The 19,103-nt window shown below is 66.1% G+C and carries 21 protein-coding genes; 3 read left to right on the top strand and 18 right to left on the bottom strand.

Annotated features, from left to right (window positions below; all coding sequences use genetic code 11):
* The 5 genes from DCO45_RS17350 to DCO45_RS17330 all read right to left on the bottom strand — a co-directional run.
* Nucleotides 1-479, bottom strand: a 479-nt coding sequence (locus tag DCO45_RS17350; protein ID WP_279324826.1) for a beta-ketoacyl synthase N-terminal-like domain-containing protein, incomplete at its 3' end; no start/stop codon positions are given.
* A gap of 15 nt (nt 480-494) precedes the next feature.
* Complete coding sequence (locus tag DCO45_RS17345) at nt 495-1,979, bottom strand: AMP-binding protein (protein WP_243419399.1); 1,485 nt, start codon at nt 1,977-1,979, stop codon at nt 495-497.
* Nucleotides 1,976-2,572 carry a biotin transporter BioY gene (locus tag DCO45_RS17340; protein WP_116926982.1) on the bottom strand — a complete coding sequence of 199 codons (597 nt, stop codon included), beginning with the start codon at nt 2,570-2,572 and terminating at the stop codon, nt 1,976-1,978. Before DCO45_RS17340 ends, DCO45_RS17345 begins: the two co-directional genes overlap by 4 nt.
* A gap of 45 nt (nt 2,573-2,617) precedes the next feature.
* On the bottom strand, nt 2,618-3,211 hold the full coding sequence (locus DCO45_RS17335; RefSeq protein ID WP_116926981.1) for an energy-coupling factor transporter transmembrane component T: 594 nt from the start codon (nt 3,209-3,211) through the stop codon (nt 2,618-2,620).
* A complete protein-coding gene (locus DCO45_RS17330; protein ID WP_116926980.1) occupies nt 3,211-3,981 on the bottom strand; it encodes an ABC transporter ATP-binding protein in 771 nt (256 codons plus the stop codon). The genes DCO45_RS17335 and DCO45_RS17330 overlap by 1 nt, the downstream gene beginning before the upstream one ends.
* Nucleotides 3,982-4,665: 684 nt before the next feature.
* Here DCO45_RS17330 and DCO45_RS23030 point away from each other — a divergent pair.
* The gene (locus tag DCO45_RS23030; protein ID WP_165841219.1) at nt 4,666-4,833 is read left to right on the top strand and encodes a hypothetical protein; all 168 of its coding nucleotides are present in this window, start codon (nt 4,666-4,668) and stop codon (nt 4,831-4,833) included.
* A gap of 258 nt (nt 4,834-5,091) precedes the next feature.
* Nucleotides 5,092-5,928 carry a MetQ/NlpA family ABC transporter substrate-binding protein gene (locus DCO45_RS17325; protein ID WP_116926979.1) on the top strand — a complete coding sequence of 279 codons (837 nt, stop codon included), beginning with the start codon at nt 5,092-5,094 and terminating at the stop codon, nt 5,926-5,928.
* A 28-nt stretch (nt 5,929-5,956) separates the two neighbouring features.
* On the opposite strand, the gene DCO45_RS17320 is transcribed toward DCO45_RS17325, so the two are convergent.
* The 11 genes from DCO45_RS17320 to DCO45_RS17270 form a co-directional block, all read right to left on the bottom strand.
* Nucleotides 5,957-7,180 (bottom strand): leucine-rich repeat-containing protein kinase family protein, encoded by a 1,224-nt coding sequence (locus DCO45_RS17320; RefSeq protein ID WP_116926978.1) that lies wholly within the window; start codon nt 7,178-7,180, stop codon nt 5,957-5,959.
* 109 nt (nt 7,181-7,289) lie between these two features.
* Nucleotides 7,290-7,658: a copper-binding protein gene (locus tag DCO45_RS17315; RefSeq protein WP_116926977.1), complete on the bottom strand. Its 369-nt coding sequence runs from the start codon at nt 7,656-7,658 to the stop codon at nt 7,290-7,292.
* A gap of 38 nt (nt 7,659-7,696) precedes the next feature.
* Nucleotides 7,697-8,146, bottom strand: coding sequence for a DUF411 domain-containing protein (locus DCO45_RS17310; protein ID WP_243419403.1), 450 nt, complete (start codon nt 8,144-8,146; stop codon nt 7,697-7,699).
* Nucleotides 8,147-8,214: 68 nt separating this feature from the next.
* Nucleotides 8,215-8,721, bottom strand: coding sequence for a cupredoxin family protein (locus DCO45_RS17305; RefSeq protein ID WP_116926975.1), 507 nt, complete (start codon nt 8,719-8,721; stop codon nt 8,215-8,217).
* A gap of 16 nt (nt 8,722-8,737) precedes the next feature.
* The gene (locus tag DCO45_RS17300) at nt 8,738-10,123 is read right to left on the bottom strand and encodes a copper oxidase (RefSeq protein WP_116926974.1); all 1,386 of its coding nucleotides are present in this window, start codon (nt 10,121-10,123) and stop codon (nt 8,738-8,740) included.
* Nucleotide 10,124: 1 nt separating this feature from the next.
* Nucleotides 10,125-11,579 (bottom strand): TolC family protein, encoded by a 1,455-nt coding sequence (locus DCO45_RS17295; protein WP_116926973.1) that lies wholly within the window; start codon nt 11,577-11,579, stop codon nt 10,125-10,127.
* On the bottom strand, nt 11,576-11,941 hold the full coding sequence (locus DCO45_RS17290) for a hypothetical protein (protein ID WP_116926972.1): 366 nt from the start codon (nt 11,939-11,941) through the stop codon (nt 11,576-11,578). The genes DCO45_RS17295 and DCO45_RS17290 overlap by 4 nt, the downstream gene beginning before the upstream one ends.
* A gap of 75 nt (nt 11,942-12,016) precedes the next feature.
* Entirely contained in the window at nt 12,017-12,442 is a 426-nt protein-coding gene (locus DCO45_RS17285; RefSeq protein WP_116926971.1) for a hypothetical protein, read from the bottom strand.
* An 80-nt stretch (nt 12,443-12,522) separates the two neighbouring features.
* Nucleotides 12,523-13,245 (bottom strand): SDR family NAD(P)-dependent oxidoreductase, encoded by a 723-nt coding sequence (locus tag DCO45_RS17280; protein WP_116926970.1) that lies wholly within the window; start codon nt 13,243-13,245, stop codon nt 12,523-12,525.
* Between the two features lie 11 nt (nt 13,246-13,256).
* Nucleotides 13,257-14,507 carry an aminotransferase class III-fold pyridoxal phosphate-dependent enzyme gene (locus DCO45_RS17275; protein ID WP_116926969.1) on the bottom strand — a complete coding sequence of 417 codons (1,251 nt, stop codon included), beginning with the start codon at nt 14,505-14,507 and terminating at the stop codon, nt 13,257-13,259.
* 21 nt (nt 14,508-14,528) lie between these two features.
* The gene (locus DCO45_RS17270) at nt 14,529-15,650 is read right to left on the bottom strand and encodes a phosphotransferase (protein WP_165841218.1); all 1,122 of its coding nucleotides are present in this window, start codon (nt 15,648-15,650) and stop codon (nt 14,529-14,531) included.
* 331 nt (nt 15,651-15,981) lie between these two features.
* Here DCO45_RS17270 and DCO45_RS17265 point away from each other — a divergent pair, with 331 nt between their 5' ends.
* Complete coding sequence (locus DCO45_RS17265) at nt 15,982-16,662, top strand: GntR family transcriptional regulator (protein ID WP_116926999.1); 681 nt, start codon at nt 15,982-15,984, stop codon at nt 16,660-16,662.
* A gap of 46 nt (nt 16,663-16,708) precedes the next feature.
* On the opposite strand, the gene DCO45_RS17260 is transcribed toward DCO45_RS17265, so the two are convergent.
* Together DCO45_RS17260 and DCO45_RS17255 are read right to left on the bottom strand one after the other, a co-directional pair.
* Nucleotides 16,709-18,076, bottom strand: coding sequence for a HipA domain-containing protein (locus tag DCO45_RS17260; protein ID WP_116926967.1), 1,368 nt, complete (start codon nt 18,074-18,076; stop codon nt 16,709-16,711).
* Nucleotides 18,077-18,150: 74 nt separating this feature from the next.
* On the bottom strand, nt 18,151-19,029 hold the full coding sequence (locus DCO45_RS17255; RefSeq protein ID WP_116926966.1) for a LysR substrate-binding domain-containing protein: 879 nt from the start codon (nt 19,027-19,029) through the stop codon (nt 18,151-18,153).
* Between the last annotated feature and the right edge of the window lie 74 nt (nt 19,030-19,103).

Below are 19,103 nucleotides of genomic sequence, written 5' to 3'. Positions count from 1 at the left end.
TAGCGGGCGGCGGCCAGTAGCAGATCCGGGTCCTCATGCGGCGGCGGGGCGAAGGGCGGGCGCTCATAGGGCTGGGCACTGTCGCCCGCATGCAAGGGGCGGGTCGCGCGGATGGGGGCGCGGCTCCAGGCCTCGGCGCCGCCGGCCACCACCACCTCGGCCTGGCCGCTGGCAACCAGGCTGGCGCCCAGCGCGATAGCGTCGAGCCCCGCGCAGCACTGCGTGTCGACCGTGTAGGCGGCGCAGTGCAGCGGCAGCTGGCCCGCTAGCGCAAGCATGCGTGCCGGATTGCCGCCGGCGCCCAGGGCATTGCCCAGCACCACGGCATCGACGGCATCGGCGGGCAGCCCTGCGCGTTGCAGCAAGGCCTGCAGCACGGGCGCGGCCAACTCATGCGGCTGCAGCTGCTTGAAGGCGCCGCCCACCGGCACCACGGCACTGCGGGCATGGCTGGCGATAAAGACGGAGGAAGTGGGCATGGTGGCGTTGCGCGATCAAGCTGTTTTGTCGGTGCTGGGCAGTGCGGCTGCCAGCCATTGTGCAAGCCTGGGGTGGTCCGTCTTGCCGCTGGCCGTTTGCGGCCAGGGCGTGGCGCTGAACCAGCGGCGTGGGCATTTGTGCGCTTCGAGCTGGCTGCGGCACCAGTCGGCCAGCTCACGGGCCAGCGCGGCATCGGCCAGCGGCTGCAGTGGCGGCTGCGCAGGCGAGGGGCTGGCATCTTCACGCAATTGCAGCGCGACCCAAACCTGCTTGCCGCGCAGCGCATCATCGACGCCATGCACCGATGCAGCGGCCACGCGCGGGTGCTCGCAGAGCACCGCTTCTACCTCCTCGGGGAACAGGTTTTTGCCCTGGGTGACGATCATGCGCTTCTCGCGTCCCACCAGGGTCAGCAGGCCTTGCGCATCGAGGCTGCCCATGTCGCGCACGCTGAGCCAATCCCCATCGCGCAGGGCAGCCGTCGCATCGGCCTGCGCGCCCACATAGTCGATAAACAGCATGGGGCTCTTGAGCCAGATGGTGCCCACGTTGCCGCTGGGCAGCGGCTGCATATCTGCATCGCGGATCTGCAGCTGCACATTGCTGAAGGCCCGCCCCACCACCTGCGGCGAGGCCTCGGCATTGGCATCCATCCAGGCGATAAAGCTCGATTCCGAGGCGCCATAGAACTCGACAATCCGCGCATGGGGGAACAGCGCCTGCAACGCCGGTGTGTGCTGGCGCATCCAGCGCGCGCCGCTGATCATCAGCAGCTGGAGTGACTCTACTGGCGCGATCGCACGGCGCTCGGCCAGCTGCAGCATCACCAGCAGCTGGCTGGGCACGGCCACGAGGCAAGGCGTGGCCCGCTGGCGCAGGGTTGCCAGGCATTGGCTGGCAGAAAAGCGCGGCTGCAGCTGCATGCCGCCGCCCGTCCAGATGCCCTGCAGCGCGCCAAACAAAAACAGCGAATGCGACAGGCTGCCAGGGGCCATCACGCAGCCGTTGGCGGCCTGGCCAAAGCTATCGACGCACACGCGAAAGCTCTCGCTCCAGGACTGGTGGTGGCGCCGAAAGCCCTTGGGCAGCCCGGTGCTGCCCGAGGTAAAGCCAATGTAGAAGGGTTGCAGCGCAGCATCGGCGTAGTGGTCGCGGGGCGTGGCGGCCAGCGCATCAATCCATTGCTGCGCCTGCGCTTGCTGCGCGGGCGACCAGGCCCTGTCGCCCAGCGCGGCGCAGCGGCCGCTGGCATTGGTGGCCAAAAAATCGGTGATCAGCGCTGCTGGGGGCTGGCTGGCATCCAGCAGGCGTGTGTGCGGTGCATTCCGGGCCTCCAGGGCCTGGGCCCGCTGCGCTACGGCGGCATGCAGATCGGCAAAGCCAATGCGTTGCACGCCGTCATCAATGGCAACAGCATCGGGCCGCTGCTGCGCCCAGTGGGCCAGCGGGCCATGCACCAGGCGCTGCCAGGGCGGCAGGGGCGTTGCCAAACCGCTCACAGGCGGCGCCCGCCAAAGCGCCAGTCGGGCAGGCCGCGTGCCACCGTGTGCACAATCAGCGCCACCAGCACGCACTTGACCAGGTCACCGGGCACAAACACCAGGGTGCCAACGGCGGCCTGCACCAAGCTCAGCTTGGCCAGCAGCATCAGGCCCAGCACCCCAAAGACATGGACGACCACAATACCGCCCAGCACTGATGCGACAAAGGCGCACGCGGCCAGGCGCATGGGCGATGAGGGGCCCTTGCCAGCCAAGTTGCGCATCACCAGCCCGGCAACAGCTGCAGCCAAAGGGTACGAGAGGAGATAGCCTGCGGAGGGCAAGAAAAATACGCCCATGCCGCCCCGGCCGCCGGACAGCAACGGCAGGCCCAGCGCGACTGCCGCGAGAAACAGCAAAAGGGCCTGGAAGCCCATCGTGGCTCCCAGCATGCAGCCGGCCAGCATCACGCCCATCGTCTGCGCGGTAATCGGCACGCCCAACGGCAGATCGATTTTGGGGATCAGGCCGAAAGCGGCCATCAGCGCCGCAAACAGGGCCACCAGGGCTATGCGCTGGGCGCGGGTTTCGGAGCGGTGCTCGGCGGTCATAGGCATGTCTGTGTCTTTCTAAGAGTGGATGAGGGCGCAGCGCAGCTAGAGCTTGAGGCGAATGGCCAGCGCATCGGCCACCTTGCGGGCGGTGATGAGCATATGGATGGTCAGGGGTGCCAGCAAGCGCCAGCCGCCCGGGCGGCCGGTGCGCACCCGGTAGGCATCGGCCAGGCGCTGCCATTGCACAAAGAACTGTTCGGAAAAGCGCAGCATCAGCCCCAGCTGCAGCGCCAGGCGCTCGACTGGCAGGCCCAGGCGGGCGAGCGGCGACAGCAGCCATTCGGCCACGCCCAGCAGATCGCCAAAACGGGTGGTTGCCGTCAGCATCGCGCCCAGCATCGTCGTGCTGACCAGGCGCAGGCCGCTGGCCAGGCCCAGCCAGGGCTGGCCGGTGGCTGCATGCAGGCCGCCCACCAGCGCCGACGCAATCACGGCCACCACCACCAGCCGGCGCGTGGGGCGCGAGCCAGCGCCCAGGCTGGCGTACAAGAAGGCAATCGCAGCAAACGCCAGCGCCTGTATACGCAGATCGCTGAGCGCCAGCAAGGCCATGCTGCTCAGGGCCAGCAGCAAGAGCTTGAGCCCGGCAGGCAGCCGGTGCATCCAGCTGGGGATTTCGCTGTAGAGCGTGCCCATCACGGCGCCCCTGGCGTGTTGGGGGCGGCGGCTGCCGCATCCCGCTGATGGGAAATACGCGCTTGGACATCGGCCTCATAGGCCGCGCAGACGGCAGCACCGGGGCCGTCGCCGCGCAGCTGGCCCTGGTCCAGCCACAGCACGCGCTCGAAGTGGCGCACATGGTCCAGCACATGGGTGGAGATGATGACCTGGGCCGGAGCGGCATCGAGCTCACGCGCCAGGCGTGCCTGGCCGGGCAGATCCAGGCTGGCAAAAGGCTCGTCGAGCAGCATCACCTGCGGGGCGGCCATCAGCATTGCCAAAAAGCAGACCTGCTGGCGCTGGCCTTGGCTCAGGCCACTGACGGCGCGCGGCGCCCAGTCGGCCAGGCCCCGTGCGGCCAAAAACCCCCGCGCCTGCACGATGGCCGCCTTGCGAGCCACGCCACGGTATTGCAGGCTCAGGCCCAGCTCTTCTTCCACGGTGGGGAAGATGATCTGGTCATCGGGATTCTGGAACATCAGGCCCACCACGCCGGGCAATTGCTCGCGCTGGCGCTGCACATCGCAGCCTGCGACCTGCACGCTGCCCTGGTGGGCATGTTCCAGCCCGCACAGCAGCCGAAACAGGCTGGTCTTGCCCGCGCCGTTGTCGCCGATGAGCCCAATGCGCTGCTGCGTCAGATGCAGGCTCAGACCCTGAAACACCGTCTGCGCACCTCGGTTAAGGTGCACATCGCTCAGGCGGATGTCTGCAGTGGAGAGGGGCTGGGCCAAAGGGAGGGTCATGTCAGCTGCTGGAGGTACCGACGCATGCGGTGCCGCCTGGTTTCAAAAAATACAAGTTGCATGTCGCGACCATGGCTCCAGCGGAGTGGCAGGTTTGGTACCCCGCATCCGGTGGCGGTGATGGCTGGGCGACAAGCGGGCTGGCCAACCGCTCATGGCTGGCAAAGCCCATACAGACACGGCTTGCGGCCAGCTTGCAGGGCTGGGTCGTATTGTCGCACCAAGCGCCGGCCAGGGGCAGGGCTGGACCAGGGCGCTAGCCAGCGATAGGCCTCTTGTTTTTGGGCACTGCTTTGCGGGAAGTTGCCTGACGTTGAAGTAAAGATGTCTACAAGTTCGCTTAACACTGCGGCAACATGCAGGCTCTCGCGGCCACCGGTCCTGCCGATAAGTGCTGAACTGATATCAAAAAGAATAGCAATAAATGCGGTGGATAAAGGGCTTGTGGACGATCGCCTTCTGGTATGCAGATCGATTCCCAAAAAGTGCCAAGCTGGCTGTGGGGTTATCCGGCCGATTCCTGGGCTATTTGTTCAACAAACAACCGTATAAGCACAGACGTTTTCTGACAGACAGGGGGAAATCCCCATGGTGCAATAGAGGCATTCCACAGTACCCATCCCGCGTCGGGGTGGCAGAGGCCTCTGTTCAGCAGTTCCCGTCTCGGTGGAAAGGAGGTTCACCATGTTTCACCACCACAGCCACTGGTTAGATGCAGCCTCTTTTATTGCCTTGGTGCTGGCCGTGCTGCTGGCCTTCACATTAACGATCTGGCCAGGCACCAGCGCAGCTGCAGCGGACTCGCTGGCACATATGATGCAAGGCGTGATCCAGGTCTGGAACCGCCCCTGAGTCTTTCAGCTTCCCGATCGATGCCAGATGGCACCGGCCGTTTTATGACGAGCCGCCTGTTCTCGCGACAGGCGGCTTTTTGCTGCATGCGCCCGAGACACTAGCTCTATATATGCGTTTGTAATGAGCTGATTTCGATAATTTCTGAGTGAGAGGCAGTTGGCAGGTTCATACTCGCTGCTTTGCTGCACTGCTGAGAAAAACTTAGAAACGTTTTGTCGGGTCAGCAGCTGTTTTTCAGATTGCTCGGAGTTTTTGATGTCTGCTCGCTTTTCCTTCGCCGCTGGGCGCCGTGCCGTGGTGGCTGGCGCTGCCCTGGCCTTGATTGCTGCTGTGTCCCTGCCTGCCATGGCCCAGGATGCGGCCAAGAAGAGCCTCAAGATTGGCGCCACTGCCGGCTCCAACTACGACCTGCTGCAAAAGGGCATCCTGCCGCAGCTGGAGAAAAAGGGCTACCAGATCAAGCTGATCGAGTTCAACGACTATGTGCAGCCCAACCTGGCGCTGTCCGATGGCTCGCTGGACGCGAACTTCTTCCAGCACCGCGCCTACTTTGACCAGTTCACCACCGACCGCAAGCTGGCGTTGACGGCCATCGTGCAAGGCCCGGTGGCGCCGATGGGCGTCTACAGCAAAAAGCACAAGACTCTGGCCGATATCCAAAGCGGTGCCAAGGTGGCCTTGCCCAATGACCCGAGCAACCTGGCGCGCGCCCTGCTGGTGCTGCAGCAAGCTGGCCTCGTCAAGGTGAAAGAGGGTGTGAACCCGGCCCGCATCTCCGAGCTGGACCTGGCGGCCAACCCGCACAAGCTCAAATTTGTGGCGCTCGAAGCAGCCCAGCTGCCGCGCGTGCTCGAAGACGCCGATTACGTGGTCGTCAACGGCAACTTTGCCGTCTCCTCGGGCCTGAAGCTGAGTGAAGCCGTGGTACTGGAGAACACGCCCGACCAGTACCTGAACGTGGTCGCCGTCAAGACCGGCAACGAGAAAAGCGCTTGGGCCCAGGACCTGGCTGCCGCCTACCGCTCGCCCGAGTTCAAGGCCGTGGTGGACAGCCAGTTCCCCGGCTACGCCAAGCCTGCTTTCCTGAAGTAAGGCGTTGCGCCGGGCAGGCCCGGCGCATTTACCGCGTGCGCGCTTGCACCTCGGCTTGCAGGTGCTGCAGCGCGCGCAGCTCCATCTGCTGCAGCTGCAGGCGCTGCGCCGCTGGCAACTCGCCCAGCATTGATGCGGCGCCCAAATCGCTCAGCACCGCGTCGCCAGTGTCCGGGTTCCACAAGATATTGTGGGCATACAGATCCCCATGCAACATGCCCCGGCCATGCAGATGTGCGACGGCGCTGCGCACCTGCGCGAGCAGGCGCTGCGCGGCAGGGCGTGCAAAGCGGGCGCAGTCGGCATAGACATCGCGCGTGCAGCTCGCCAGGCTGGGCGGGCCGGCCAAGGGCTGCAGGCCGGGGGGCAGCAGCGGCAGGACCATCGCCAACCTGGATGGGTCGATTTCAGCCGCTGCATCCGGCTGCAGCACCGCCAGCGGTGTCAGCAAATGCGGGTGCTCGCCAGCTGCCAGGCCTGCGGCCATTTCCGACTGGGGTGTGCCATCGCTCGTCTGGCCCGCCTTGAACACTTTCAGCGCCACATCGGCAGCACCATCCACAGGGCTGGCGCGGTAGATATGGCCGCTGGCCCCTTGCCCCAGCAGTTCATGCCGCTGCAGATCCTGGCTGCGCCAGGCGCGTAGGGCCTGCGCTTGCAGCGCCTGCTGCTCGCTGTGCTGGGTCATCGGGTTGCCGGCCATCGCCAGCCAGGCCAGCGCCGGCATGGCCAGCACCTCGGGCGGCAGGGTGGTAAAGCGGTTGCCGGCCAGGCGCAGCAGCTCCAGCCGGGGGCTGCGGGCGAGGCCGCGCGGCAAAGCCTGCAACTGGTTGCAGGCCAGCATCAGCTTTTGCAGGCGCGGGCGCTCGCCCAGGGTCTCAGGCAGCTCGGTAATCTGGTTGTCGGTCAGGATCAGCCAGCGCAGCTGCGCGGGCAGGCTATCGGCCGCCACGGTGCGGATCTGGCAGGCCTTGAAGCCCACCATCTCCAGCCGGGGCATGCGGCCCAGCACGCGGGGCAGCTCGGTGAACGGGTTGTTCGATGCGAACAGCACCCGCAACTGGCCAAAGCGTCTCAGGTCATCGGGCAGGCTGGCGAGCTGGTTGCCCGAGAGGTCGAGCACTTCGAGGGTGTCTGCGAGCGCAAAAAGTTCGCGTGGAAACTCGCGCAGGCCCGCCGACAGCTTGATTTGGCGGGCGCCGCGCAGCGCGCCGCTGTGCAGCTGCGCTTGGAAGGCTTGGAGGCTTTGCATGGCTGCACAGTGTAGGTGCTGGCAGCGCAGGCCCGCCCCAGATCTGGCTGGATCTGGGGTGCCATAGGGTCAGCTAGGGCCAGACGGGGCCGGATAGCGCCAGCAGCGGTTACTCGGCCCGCTCAATGCGGGTGATGGTCAGGCTGCCGCCTTCGTCCTGCACATGAAAGCGTACCTTGTCGCCCGGGTTGAATTGCGCCACCTGCGTGCTGTCCTTGAGGCCAAACACCATGGTCATGGCCGGCATGTCCAGGTTCTTGATGTCCTCATGGCGAATGGTCAGCTTGCTCGCGCGCTTGTCCACGCGGGTGATCTCGCCGGCAGTCATCACCGCCTCGGCCGTGGCGGCCGCTGCTGGCGCGGTGGCCGGTGCTGCGCTGCCATGGCTGGCGTGGTCGGCATGGTTCTGGGCCAGGGCTGGGGTCAGCAGGCTGCAAGCCAGGGTGAAGGCGGCGAGGGTAGAAGTGGTGGTGTTCATTCAGTGCTCCAAATGTCTATAAAAAAATCGTGGTGTGCTCAGTCGCGGTAGCTGCTGAAAACGCGGGTTGTCACCGCGCTGCCTGCTCCGGTTTTGCTGACAAGCAGCACATCAAACGGGTCCTTGCGGCCGCCGTAGGCGGGTCCGTCCATGCCGGGGCTGCCCACTGGCATGCCGACCACGACAATGCCCAGGGCCTTGGGCTTGTGCTGCAGCAGCTTGCGCACATCGGCGGGCGGCACATGGCCTTCCACCAGATAGCCGCCCACCACGGCGGTGTGGCAGGAGCCCAGGCGCAGCGGTAGCCCCAGCCTGGCGCGCACTGCCTGGTTGCCGCTGTCGTGCACGGTGGCGCTAAAACCGGCCTTTTCCATCCGCGCAATCCAGTCCTTGCAGCAGCCGCAGTTCGGGTCTTTCCAGACTTCCATGGGCGTGGCTGCCAGCGCCGGCTGGGCGGCGATGGCTGTCGCCAGGCCGGCGGCCATCATCTGCAGGGTCTGGCGGCGTTGGTAGGTGTGGGGCTTGGGCATCGCTGGTCTTGGGCTGTGGCGCGTCATCATTCGGTGACCGTGAAGGTGCCGGCCATCCCGGCCTGGTAGTGGCCGGGGATCAGGCAGGCAAAGTCAAAACTGCCGGCGCGGTTGAAGTGCCAGACCAGGTCCTCGCTTTTTTGCGGAGCGACATGCGCCATGTAGGGCTCGGCATGCTCCATGCCGGGGTACTTGAGCATCATCTGCGCGTGTTGCGCAAGCGAGGCCTTGGTGCCCAGCACCACCTCGTGCATGACCTGGCCCTGGTTGACGACACGCAGGCGCAGGGTTTCGCCCTTTTTCACCGTGAAGTGCGCGGGCGAGAAGCGCATGTCATCGCCCATGTTCAGCGCGATGCTGCGTGTGGCCTGCCGGGGATCGCCGGCGATGCCCCAGTCCTTTTGTTCCTTGGTGGCCGCCAGGGTGGCATGGGCGGTTGCTGGGGTGGCTGCATGGCTTTCGCTGCCATGGGCAAAGGCGCTGCTGGCGCTGGCCAGCAGCGCACAGGCCAGTATTTTTGGGATGGTGTTCATGGGATGACTCCGGGGTTCAATGGTTGGCATGGCCGCTGCCTGCGGCGGGCTTGTGCACGCTGGGCGCGCCGGGCGCCGTGCCGGGCAGGCTCTGGCGCGGCGCTTGCGCATCCAGCGGCGCCCCCGGCCACTCGTAGGCCACGGTGCCCTGGGGCTGGGCATACCAGCCGGGGTCGCGGTAGTCCTGCGCGGCCAGGCCCCGGCGCACCTTGAAGCTGGTGAACATGCCACCCATCTCGATATTGCCGAAGGGGCCCTTGCCGGTCATCATCGGGAAGGTGTTGTCGGGCAGCGGCATTTGCATCGCGCCCATGTCGCCCATGCCGCGCTCGCCCATCAGCATGTAGTCGGGCACGATCTTCTGGATCTGGCCGACCAGGCCTTTGTGGTCCACGCCAATCATCGTTGGCACATCGTGGCCCATGGCGCCCATGGTGTGGTGGCTTTTGTGGCAGTGAAAGGCCCAGTCGCCCGGTTCGTCGGCGATCAGCTCGATCTGGCGCATCTGACCCACGGCCACATCGGTGGTCACCTCGGGCCAGCGCGCGCTGCGCGGCACCGGGCCGCCGTCGGTGCCGGTCACCTCAAACTCATGGCCATGGATATGGATGGGGTGGTTGGTCATCGTGAGGTTGCCCACGCGGATGCGCACCCGCTCGCCCAGGCCTGCGACCAGCGGCGTGATCGCAGGGAAGGCCCGGCTGTTGAAGGTCCAGATGTTGAAGTCCGTCATCTCGGCCACCTTGGGCGTCATCGCGCCGGGCTCCACCGCATAGGCGCTGAGCAGAAAGGCGTAGTCACGCGCCACCTCGGCAATCTGCGGGTGGCGGCCCTTGGGGTGGGTGATCCACAGGCCCATCATGCCCATCGCCATCTGCACCATCTCGTCCGAATGCGGGTGGTACATGAAGGTGCCAGGCCGGCGCGCCTCGAACTCGTAGACAAAGGTCTTGCCCGGTGGGATGTGGGGCTGGTTGAGTCCGCCCACGCCATCCATGCCATTGGGCAGGCGCTGGCCATGCCAGTGCACCGTTGTGGCTTCGGGCAGGCGGTTGGTGACAAAGATGCGCACCCGGTCGCCTTCGACCACTTCGATGGTGGGACCGGGCGATTGGCCGTTGTAACCCCACATATTGACAAAAAAGCCCGGTGCCACCTCGCGCACTACGGCCTCGGCCACCAGGTGGAACTCCTTGACGCCAGCGTTCATGCGCCAGGGCAGGGTCCAGCCATTGAGGGTGACCACCGGCTGGTAGGGCCGGCCATTGGGCGGCGCCAGTGGCGGGGCAGTATCGGCGCTGGTCTGGATGACGGGCTCGGGCAGGGCGGCCATGGCCACTGGGCTGACGGCGGCAGCGGCCAAGGCCGAGGCGGCGCCGGAGAAAAATTGACGGCGTTGCATATCAGTGGCCCTGTGGTTGGGTTGCGGGGGCGGCAGGCACGGCGCTGTTGCTGGCTGCGCGCGCGCTGGCGGCTGCGGGTTGCGGCGATGTGCCGCTCAGCGCCAGTTGCAGATCGGTCTCGGCGAGCCAGAAGTCGCGCTGCGCCTCGGTCGCCGTGAGCACCGCCTGGGTGGTGCTGCGGGCGTGGGCCAGCAGCTGCCAGATGCTGAGCAACATGCCGTTGTAGCGGTAGATAGTCTCTTGCTGCACCAGTTGCGCGAGTGGCAGCACTTCGGTCTGCTGCTGGTGGGCCAGGTCCCAGGCGGTGCGGTAAGCGCGCCAGCTGCTGCGGGCCTCGCTGCGCGCACGGATGGCGCTCTCGCGCAGCTGCGCCGCATTGGCTTGCACCTGGTGGCGCGCCATGGCGCTGGCGGCCGACCCCCAGTCGAACAGCGGCAAGGGCACATCCAGCTCCCAGCCCCGGGTGCGATCCTGGTGGCCGCTATCGCGCTCGGTGCTGGTGTTGCGGCTGTAGCTGGCGCCGATGTCGCCAAACACGGCGCCCAAGGCGGCCCAGCCTTGGCGATCGGTGCTCACTTCCAGATTGCGGCGCAGTGCGCCCAGGTCCAGGCGTTCGCGCAGCGCGGTGGCCTCGGCATCGTCGCCGCTGCGCAAATCGCTGGCGCTTTTGGGCAACTGCGGCAGGGCCTGGGGCAACACAAAATCGAGCTGCGGGCCCCACAGGCCCATGCGCTGGGCCAATTGCGCGCGCGCCTGTTGCGCTGCCAACTCGGCCCGCAGCAGCTGCGCGGCCGCTTGCTGCTGCTGGGCCAGCTCACGCGCCTGGTCGAGTTTGCTGAAATTGCCCACGGCCGCCATGCGCCGGGCCAGCTCGCCGCCCAGTGCAGCAGCATCATGCATGCGGGTGTGGGCGGCCAGCGCTTGCTCGGCGGCCACGGCATTCAACCAGGCGCGGCGTGTGTCTGCGGCCAGCAGCAAGGTTTGCTGCGCCGCCTCCAACGTGGCCTGCTCCAACTGCCAGCCTTGCCAGCGGCTGCGCCAGGGCAGGGTGAGCAGATCGACCAGGCCAAAGCCCAGCTTGCGCTCGATCTCGCGCTCACGGCCGTTGCGAAACCAGCCCAAGGTCAGGCTCGGGTTGGGCAGGGTGATGGCCTGCACCCGCTGGGCATCGGCAATGCCCAACTGCGCCAGCAGGAGCTGTAGGCCCGGGTTGTTCAACAGTGCAATGCGCACGGCCGTATCGGCATCCAGCGGCTGCTGCAGCCAGGCATCAATGTGCGTCTGTGCCGACTGCTGGCTCTGTGCATCGGCTGCGGGCAGCTGGGCCTGGGCGGGCAGACGGCCCTCCATTTGTTTTGCCACATCGCTGCGAAGGCCATCTGGCGAGACGCTGGCGCAGCCGGCCAGCAGCAATGCAGTGGCGAGGGACGAGAGGCGAAGGCTCAGGCGCTTCATCGCTGGCCCCCCTGCGCGCGGGGCTGGCCGTGCGCGCTGTGGTCGCCATGCGCTTCATGGCTGTGGGCATCCACCCGGCTGGCCGGCATGGCCTGGGCGCCGCCGGGGCCCGCCTGGGCCTTTTCCCAGGCGATGACGTCGGCATGGCCACGGCCAAAAGCAGCCACCGCTGCATTGGCCTGGCGCCAATCGCCGGGCTCGTCGACAATGCGGCCGCTCTTGGCCAGGGGCCGGTGCTGGAGCGCCGATGTGGGCGCGTGGGGGTCGGTGGCGAGCGGGGCCGCCGTTTGGGCAGATAGCCAGCTGGTAACAGCCAGGCCGCCGGCGCCGGCAAGCCAGCGCAAGACATGCGCAGTGCGCATAGGACTCTCCTGAAAGCGTGGTCAAAAGACGCCTGCACGGCAGCTGCCATGCGGACGCACCTCGGGTGTCAGCGATCAGGAAATGGGTGGTTTGGAGGCTTGGGCGAGCAGGGCGCTGGCAAACAGCGCGCTGCCGCTGGCGCGGGCCAGCGAAGGGGCGGCGAGGGCTGCAAAACCCGCGCCGTTGAACAGATCCACAGCGGAGTGGCAGATGCCGCAGGCCGAGCAGCTGGCGCCATGCTGGGCCGGGTCGTGCTGGCTGTGGTCGCTTGGGTTGCTTGGGTCGCTGTGGTGGGCGACTGGGCTGCCGCTGCCGCCGTGGCTGCTGGCCGCCATCACATGGTCTGTGGCCATGTCGGCATGGTCCGCCATGCTGCTGGCGTGGTGTGCGGCCATGGCGGCAGGCATCACCGGTGCCACCATGCCCATCGCCATGGCGTCGCCCATGAGGCCGCGCAGGGCCAGCATCAGCATCAGCAACAGGGACAGACAGGCACGCATGGAGGGTTGAGACAGGGCAGGGGGCAGAAAGTTCCGCAGCGGCTGAGTGTAGCGCAGCTGGACGGCCCGCTGAGGCAAAGCTAGTACTGCGATTCCACCTGCCAGTTCACCGCGATCTCGGCCACGCTGGCGCTGGCAGGCAGCTCCAGCACTGTGCGCACCAGGGTGGCGATATCGGCCGGTTGGCTGATCTGGGCGCGCAGCGCAGGCTGCACGCCACCGGCCATGTCGGTGTCGACAAAACCCGGGCAGATGGCGGTGCAGCGGATGCGGTCGGCCCCGCCGCAGTGGCGTATGCCATGGGCCAGCGCGAGGGCCGCATGCTTGCTGATGGCGTAGAGCGAGCCCTCGGGCGCCCGCACCCGCTTGCCGGCCAGCGACGCCATGACCACCACCTTGCCATTGGGTGACTGCTGCAAATAAGGCCAGACTTGGCGCGTCAGCCGCATCGGTGACTTCACATTGATGGCCATCAGCCGGTCAAACTCGCCATCGCTGGCGGTCAAGACACTGTCGGTGCTGAGCACGCCGGCATTGTGGACGATGGAATCGATGCGCCCAAAATGTGCGGCGGCCTCGGCGATCCAGCGGGTTTCGCTGCCCGCGTCGAGCGCATCAAAGTGGCTGCGCTGCAGCTGTGCAGCGCCATGGCGTGCCAGTTGCGGTACCGCTTGGCGCGTGCCTATGCTGACGCGCCAGCCATGGGCCAGCAGCTCTTGCGCAATGGCCAGGCCCAGGCCGCGCCCGGCGCCGCTGACCAGGGCCACGGGCTGCGATGAGGCAGATGTGCTTGCACTGGGCATGGGCCGCACCCTCAGGCCCGGGCCCGCAAGGCCTCATCGAGCGCGCCGGCCAGCAGATCGGCGTGTTCGGTCTCAAAGGGCAGCGGCGGGCGGATCTTGAGCGTATCGCCCAGCGGGCCACTGGTGCTGATCAGCACGCCGGCCTGGCGCAGGTGGTTGACAACGGCGCTGGCCAGGCTGCCGCTCTCCAACTGCACGCCCCAGTACAGGCCTTCGCCCCGGATCTGGGTGATGGCACTGTGCTGCGCCGTCAGCGACTGCAGCGCCTGCTGCAGATGGCCGCCGACGCGGAGCACATGGGCGGGGGCATCGATGCGCTCCAACTCATCGAGCACCGCCATGGCTACTGCGGCTGATACCGTGTTGCCGCCAAAGGTGTTGAAGTAGCGGCAGCGCTTGCCAAATACCTCCATCAGCGGCGTCTTGAGCACCAGGGCCGCAATCGGGTGGCCATTGCCCATCGGTTTGCCCATGGTGACCATATCGGGCACCACCGATTCGCGGCCAAAGGCCCACCAGCGGCCGGTGCGGCAAAAACCGCCTTGTACCTCGTCGGCAATGAACAGGCCCCCGCGCCTGCGCACCGCCTGGGCTGCGGCTTCCAAAATTGGCGCGGCATCCATATGCACGCCGTCGCTGGCAAATACGGTATCGAGCAGCAGGGCGCTGACCGGCGAGCCACGCGCCTCCAGCGCGGAGGCGGCCTCATCGACCCGCTGGTCAAAGGCGGCTGCGGCGGCCTGGGCATCCACGCCCTGGAAGGCGGGCGGATCAATGACTTCGACATGGTCTGCTGGCGGGCACAGCGAGGGCGAGCATTGGGCCAACGCCATGGTCACACCATGGTAGGCATGGCGGGTGATGATCAGGCCCCGGCGGCCGGTAAATTCTTGCGCCACGCGCAAGGCCAGGTCATTGGCCTCGCTGCCGGTGCAGGTGAACACGCTGGTGTCCAGCTCTACGGGAAAAAGCGCGCGCAGCCGCTCGGCCAGCTGCACCACGTTGTCATGCAGGTAGCGGGTGTGCGTGTTGAGCAACTGGCTTTGCGCGATGAGCGCCGCGTTCACCGCCGCGTTGGCATGCCCCACCACCGGCACGTTGTTGTAGGCATCGAGGTAGCGGCGGCCATCGGCATCGAACAGCCAGACGCCTTCGCCGCGCACCGGGTGCAGGGGCTCATCGTAGAACAGGCGGTAAGAGGGGCCCAGCGCACTTTGGCGGCGCGCAAGCAGGCGCTGGTCGTCGGCAGAGAGGGTTGGCATCAGGTGGTGCTCCGGGTGAGGTCAGGCGGCGGTGGGATGGGTGTCGGCACGGTGGTCGGCCTGCGCGCCATGGGTTTGCAGCCAGTCGCCAATCATGCGGCGGAACAAGGCCGTGGCCGTGGCCTGGCTGCGCAGGATATAGACGCGGTTGTCGGGGTAGAGGCGGGCGCGCCAGGCGGTAATCACCATGCGCTGCGTGAGCCGTGCGAGGATCAGATCAGGCAGCAAGGCATGCTCGGCAGCCGTCAGCGGCAGCAGGCTTTCGTAGCCCGCCAGCATCGCGGCCAGCGCGGCATCGGGCGCGTCGGTCAGCGGCATTTGGTAAGAGGCGGAAATGGCCAGATCGGCCACGCGCGGGGCCAGCAGCATGTCGCCAAAATCCAGCACGCCGGCAATGCCCAGGCCGTTGTCGCTCGCCAGCAGGTTGCTGGGCGAGAGGTCGTTGTGGATGGTCTGCGTGGGCAGCTGCGGACCCAGCTGTACCAGCCGCTGTTCAAACACGGCCCAGAATGCTGCAATCTGCGCGCGCAGTTGCGCATCGTCCACCACCTCCAGCCAGGGTCGCAGCAGTGGTGCGCGGCGTGCATCCCATAAAAAGGGGCGCTCGGTGGCCGGGTGGGCAAAGTCTGCCAAGGCACCATGCAACTGGGCAATCGCCAGGCCCCAGGCCTGCCAGGCGGCGCCACTGCGCTGCAGATCACTGCCCGCCTTGCCATCGAGAAAGCTGTAGCAGCGCACCCGCAAATGCTCGCCCGCCGGGCTGCGCCAGTCCAGCCAATCGGGGCTGGTAACGTGGCTGGTAACGGATCTGGTGAGGGGGCTGGTGTGGACGCGGGCGCTGGCTTGGGTAGCGGTGGGCAGTCGCAGCGGATGGTGCAGTGGCACCGGCACGGCGCAGCGGCCTGCCAGGTGCTTGAGCACCGCTATCTGCATCTCTGTTTCTGCCAAGGATTCGGCCGCGCTGATGAACTTGAGGGTCACGGCGCTGCCGTCGGCTGTGCGAACCAGAAAGTTGCGGTCCCGCTCTCCGGACAGGGGTTGCGCATTGCCTTGGATGCCATAGGCCTCCCAGGCCAGTGCCTGCGCTTGTTCTGTGGTGACCTGGGGCACGGCCGTCAAAAAGGCCTGGCTGGCTTGGGCCAAGGCATCCGGCTCGTTCGTTTCGGCAAGGGCTATAGAGGCTAAAGGGGAGCTGTTCATGGGATGCGGCGGCCAGTGGTGCAAGGGCGCGCTGCTTGGTCAGACCGGCGCAAAGGGCGATCAGTCCAGTCAAAGCAGTGCATACCTCTATTTGATGTTTGATGCATCATAAATTGGATAAGAAGATTTAAACAGCAACTTCGCTCAATGGCATCGGGATAAACCTGCATGCGCCAATGAAGGCTTATGATGCATCTTGCTGCATAAACGGTGGGTGGTCAGCACCGCCTTGGCAGACCGAAATCACAACAAGCATCGCGAGGAGCAATGGCAGATGGCAGACCGATTCGAGAGCGTCAACACCGAGAGCAAGGGCGATCAGATCTATGCCCAGCTGGCGCAGGCGCTGGTCAAAGGGCAGTTGCTACCGGGTGAGCGTCTCAAGATCCGCGAGCTGGCCGCGCAGATGGGCACCAGCGTGACGCCTGTGCGCGATGCCATCCTGCGCCTGGTGCAGCACGGCGTGCTGGTGATGCTCAGCCCCCGCGATATACGGGTGCGGCGCCTGACCTTGGACGAGTACCTGGAGATCCGCAATATCCGTGTGGAGCTCGAAGGCATGGCCGCCAGCCAGGCCGCCGTGCGCGCCACGCCTGACGAAGTGCAGCGCCTGGCCGAGCAGGTGCAGCACAACGAGGACGCGGTGCGGCGCGGTGATATTGCCCAGGCGATTGCGCTGAACCAGGATTTTCACTTTGCGCTGTGCCAGCTGGCCCGCATGCCGCTGCTGTCCGATATCTTGTACGGCCTGTGGCTGAAGATGGGCCCGCTGATCGCCCAGAGCTACAGCGAAGGGGGCCGCAGCATGATCGACCACCACTACCCCGTTGTCGAAGCCCTGCGCCGCAACGACCCGCATGCCGCGCGCGTGGCGATCCAGACCGATTTGCTGTCGGGGGGACAGTCGATTTATGAGCGGTTTGGGCGGGTGGCCGAGGAGATAGACACGCAGTAACGCTGAGCTGGGCAAGTGTTGATGGCCCCGGTGCCTCTGAACTTGCTTATGGCGACGGCAACAGCGGCGCTGCAAACGCCCGCGCGACCTCGCGGTTGCGCAGCGCCAGCGCCCGCATGGCCGCAGAGGTCGGTGCTGCCAGCTGGGCATCGCTGGCCGCTTCCCAGAAGGCATCGGCCGCACGTGCGGCCAGGCTCCACACCTTGGGGATGGCGCCAATGGTGCTGACCTTGGGCTCGATCGGTACCAGCTCGGGGTCCAGCCCGCCGCCGATGGAGGCGTAGCGCATCGGCAGGATGTCGTAGGCCGGGGCAATGCCCAGGTACTCGCCATCGTCGCCAATCAGCAGCGAAATGTTCTCGAAATGCCGGTCGGTATTGCCAATGAGCTCGCTGAACGCGGCCATCACGGCCACATGCTCGGCATGCTGGGGGCTGAAGTAGTCTGCGTTCACGCAGCGTGCGGCGAACTCGGGCCAGGTATCGCGCGCACCAAAGAACTCGTCATCGACGGCGCCGGCCGAGAGCATGCCCAGTCGCCCTTGCTTGCCAACGCGGTCAAAGCGCTGCACTTCCAAAAACACAAACTCGCCGCGCGCCAGCAGCTGGGTCTTGGCGGTGGGCACACCCACGTTGGCGAGTGATGCCAGCGCCAGGTGCTCAAGCGGCAGAAGCTCTGCCATGCGGCTGCCGCTGCGCGCGAACTTGACGATCACCGATCCCGTGTCTTCGGCCACCCAAAGAAACTTGGGCTGTTCGCCACCGGCGCTTGAGCCATAGGATTCGTTCTTGAGCTGCTGCGCCAGCGCGACATACACGTCGAGCTTGTCTTGCGTTTGTGGACGGGGCTGGCGCAGCAAATCCATTTCCCGCTGCAAGGGGATATCGCCAAAGATCAGGTTGCCCGGCAGATTCATGCCTTGGGTGAACAGAAACGCAATGCGGTGGTCGTCGCTCCAGTCGCGCAAGCTGGCGGGGAAGGGCTGGTGCAGGGCTGCCGTTTGCGCGAGCTGCCGGCCCAGAAACCCCGATGGCGCAGCGAACAGCATATAGGGGGGCAGGCCTTCGTAGAGGCGAATGGCGCTCGCATCCCCGCGCTCGAGCGTGCCGCCACCCACGAGAAATTCAAGATCCGCATAGGGAACGATGTGGCCGCTGGAGAGAAAGCGGTATACGCGCTGGCGCGGCTTGAGCCCCAGTGGCAGCTTGCGCAGCAACGCGTACTGCGGTGTGCGCTGGCCCGGCTCACGGAACATGGTGACGCGGGTCGATAGTTCGCGAATAGCTCGGGACAGCGTTGGCTGGCTGATGCCCAGCGCCTCTACCAGCTGCTGGCCAGAGCGCGGGCCGCTGGCCAGTGCGCGCTCGATAGCCTGGTGCAGATCGTTGGAAGGCTGGGGTGAAGGGCTCGGCATGGCAGGAGGTCTGAATAATTCAAGAATTCTATATGAATTATGAATTCATTGCTCGCCACGGCACTTGCCTGGGACTACCCCGGCGCTTGCGCCTGCCTCAGCGTATGCACCAGCAGGCGGTACAAGCTGTCTACCGCCTTGGAGCGCCGTGATTCCTTGCTGCGGTAGACGGCGACCTCCATCGGTGCCAAGGGGCCCAGCCCATGCTTGCTGCCCAGCACCTGCAGATGGGGCGGCGCGCTGCACTGGGTCAGTGCCGCAACGGCCAGGCCACTCTCCACCGCGGCAATCTGCCCGGCCAGGCTGGAGCTGTTGTAGACCACGCGGTGCTGGCGCCCTTGCAGGGCCAGCGAATGCAGGGCACCGCGCCTGGCCAGGCTGGCTTCTTCGTACACCGCGATGGGCAGCGGGTCCCGCCGCCACAGTGCAAAGTGCTCGGAGCCAACCCAGACCATGGGCTCATGAAAGAGCAGGGTACCCCTACGGGCGTGGTCGCGCGACACCAAGGCCAGATCCAGATCGCCGGCCGCCACACGGGGAATCAGCGCGGTCGATTGCTCGCAGCTGAGCACGATCTCCACGCCGCTGTGGCGGGGGGCAAAGCGCCTGAGCACGGGCGTGAGGTACCTGGCTGCATAGTCATCGGGCACCCCCAGGCGCACGCTGCCTTTGAGCGCCTCTCCCTGCAGCGCAAACTGTGCCTCGCTGTGCAGATCCAGAATGCGCCGCGCATAGCCCAGCAGCCTCTGGCCTTCTGCGGTGAGTTGCTGGCTGCGGCTGTCGCGTTCGAGCAGGCAGTGGCCGACAGCGGCCTCCAGTTTTTTGAGCTGCATGCTGACCGCAGACTGGGAGCGGTGCACCTCGCCGGCAGCGCCCGAGAGGGATCCGGTATCGACCACGGCGACAAAGCACTTGAGCCAATCCATCTGTAGGTCTTGCGAGCTTGCTGGCATGGGGTTTCGATAAACGAATAGCTGATGCATGAATTATGCGCTTTTCGATAAGTAGTCTGCGCAGCACACTGGCG

Origin of the sequence: Comamonas sp. JNW, from assembly GCF_003105075.1 — a bacterium.
GTDB lineage: Bacteria > Pseudomonadota > Gammaproteobacteria > Burkholderiales > Burkholderiaceae_C > Comamonas > Comamonas squillarum.
The sequence above is the reverse complement of the archived record's forward strand: the minus strand, read 5'-3'. Positions and strand labels throughout refer to the sequence as shown.

Coding starts and splice junctions, on each gene's coding strand:
- DCO45_RS17300 (WP_116926974.1), bottom strand. CDS start 10,123: ATGCAACGCCGTCAATTTTTCTCCGGCGCCGCCTCGGCCTTGGCCGCT.
- DCO45_RS17310 (WP_243419403.1), bottom strand. CDS start 8,146: ATGATGGCCGCCGGCCTGGCGACAGCCATCGCCGCCCAGCCGGCGCTG.
- DCO45_RS17325 (WP_116926979.1), top strand. CDS start 5,092: ATGTCTGCTCGCTTTTCCTTCGCCGCTGGGCGCCGTGCCGTGGTGGCT.
- DCO45_RS17285 (WP_116926971.1), bottom strand. CDS start 12,442: ATGCGTGCCTGTCTGTCCCTGTTGCTGATGCTGATGCTGGCCCTGCGC.
- DCO45_RS17260 (WP_116926967.1), bottom strand. CDS start 18,076: ATGCCGAGCCCTTCACCCCAGCCTTCCAACGATCTGCACCAGGCTATC.
- DCO45_RS17340 (WP_116926982.1), bottom strand. CDS start 2,572: ATGACCGCCGAGCACCGCTCCGAAACCCGCGCCCAGCGCATAGCCCTG.
- DCO45_RS17335 (WP_116926981.1), bottom strand. CDS start 3,211: ATGGGCACGCTCTACAGCGAAATCCCCAGCTGGATGCACCGGCTGCCT.
- DCO45_RS17265 (WP_116926999.1), top strand. CDS start 15,982: ATGGCAGACCGATTCGAGAGCGTCAACACCGAGAGCAAGGGCGATCAG.
- DCO45_RS17315 (WP_116926977.1), bottom strand. CDS start 7,658: ATGAACACCACCACTTCTACCCTCGCCGCCTTCACCCTGGCTTGCAGC.
- DCO45_RS17295 (WP_116926973.1), bottom strand. CDS start 11,579: ATGAAGCGCCTGAGCCTTCGCCTCTCGTCCCTCGCCACTGCATTGCTG.
- DCO45_RS17320 (WP_116926978.1), bottom strand. CDS start 7,180: ATGCAAAGCCTCCAAGCCTTCCAAGCGCAGCTGCACAGCGGCGCGCTG.
- DCO45_RS17330 (WP_116926980.1), bottom strand. CDS start 3,981: ATGACCCTCCCTTTGGCCCAGCCCCTCTCCACTGCAGACATCCGCCTG.
- DCO45_RS23030 (WP_165841219.1), top strand. CDS start 4,666: ATGTTTCACCACCACAGCCACTGGTTAGATGCAGCCTCTTTTATTGCC.
- DCO45_RS17280 (WP_116926970.1), bottom strand. CDS start 13,245: ATGCCCAGTGCAAGCACATCTGCCTCATCGCAGCCCGTGGCCCTGGTC.
- DCO45_RS17275 (WP_116926969.1), bottom strand. CDS start 14,507: ATGCCAACCCTCTCTGCCGACGACCAGCGCCTGCTTGCGCGCCGCCAA.
- DCO45_RS17255 (WP_116926966.1), bottom strand. CDS start 19,029: ATGCCAGCAAGCTCGCAAGACCTACAGATGGATTGGCTCAAGTGCTTT.
- DCO45_RS17290 (WP_116926972.1), bottom strand. CDS start 11,941: ATGCGCACTGCGCATGTCTTGCGCTGGCTTGCCGGCGCCGGCGGCCTG.
- DCO45_RS17305 (WP_116926975.1), bottom strand. CDS start 8,721: ATGAACACCATCCCAAAAATACTGGCCTGTGCGCTGCTGGCCAGCGCC.